General features: G+C 58.1%; 1 protein-coding gene. It reads right to left on the bottom strand.

Annotation, left to right across the window (positions count from 1 at the left end; translation table 11 throughout):
• Positions 1–848: IS110 family RNA-guided transposase (locus tag AB2B41_RS23310; protein ID WP_367880221.1), on the bottom strand; the 848-nt coding region annotated here is incomplete at its 3' end.
• Positions 849–1,043 lie beyond the last annotated feature (195 nt).

The following is a 1,043-nucleotide window of genomic DNA, read 5'->3' as shown; positions in this document are numbered from 1 at the left end:
CGAAGTCGATCGGCGAAGTTTTTCAGGATGGGATTGTGTTGGCTGGCAACGAGAGCAGCTTGGAACAGCACATGTCTGAGAAGTCGTCGTCCGCCTCCGATTGCCCGTTTTCCACGCATAGCTCCACTGTCGTGCGCGATCGGCGCAAGACCTGTAAGTGCGGCAGCTTGTTCGCCGGTGATCTGCCCAAGTTCGGGCATTTCGGCGATCAGCATCGTGCTTGCAACCGGCCCAATCCCTGGGACCGAACGCAAAATGTCCGCAGTCGCGGTCAGGTTTTCATCAGCTGCGATGATCTGTGCGATCTGAGCTTCAAGTCGGGCAATCTGTCGGTCGAGCAAACCTTTGAGATCTTCGTCCATGTTCGCGAACATCTCGTCTGATCCGAGCTTCACATGAGCTTTGATCTGCGCCAAGAGCCGTTTGCGCGTTTCGACGAGTTGCCCGCGCTTTGGCACCAAGGCTCTGAGAAGACGTATCTTTTGATGCGGTAGGGTCCGCCCCGCACCTGGCCTGAACACCATGAAGCGGGCGATGAGTTCCGCGTCGATCCGGTCGGTCTTGGCGCGCGTGCCCCGGCTGGCGGCGAAGGCCTTGATTTGGGCTGGCGGCAATTGCCGCGTCGCGATTCCGGCGGCGTCAAGGGCGGACCAGAGACGCCATTCCTGTCCACCAGTGGCCTCAAAGCAAACCAGTGCGGAGACTGGCTCTGCCAGGTCGACAAGCCGCGCATGCCCTTCAACCGTGTTTGGCAACCGCAGCCGCTTGCCATCCGGCAGGCAATGAATGTCCAGCCAATTCCGGCTGACGTCTATGCCAATGATCCGATCCTGTGATACCGTATCCATGTTCTCTTCCTTCTGATCCGTGGTCCGACTTGGCCACATGCAACTGTTCGAGATGATGAAGAGAGACGGTGCTGGCTCGCTAACAAACGTGGTCTAACCCACAAGGCTCAGACGCCATACACTGCCCCATCACCGATCTTCGCCAAGCCCGGTGATGGGGCATCAATATCAGATCAGAGATACAGAAGGCTCAGG

It is taken from the genome of Sulfitobacter sediminis, assembly GCF_040811725.1.
GTDB classification, from domain to species: domain Bacteria; phylum Pseudomonadota; class Alphaproteobacteria; order Rhodobacterales; family Rhodobacteraceae; genus Sulfitobacter; species Sulfitobacter sediminis.
Note: the sequence above shows the minus strand (reverse complement) of the source record. Positions and strands in the feature narration are given on the sequence as shown.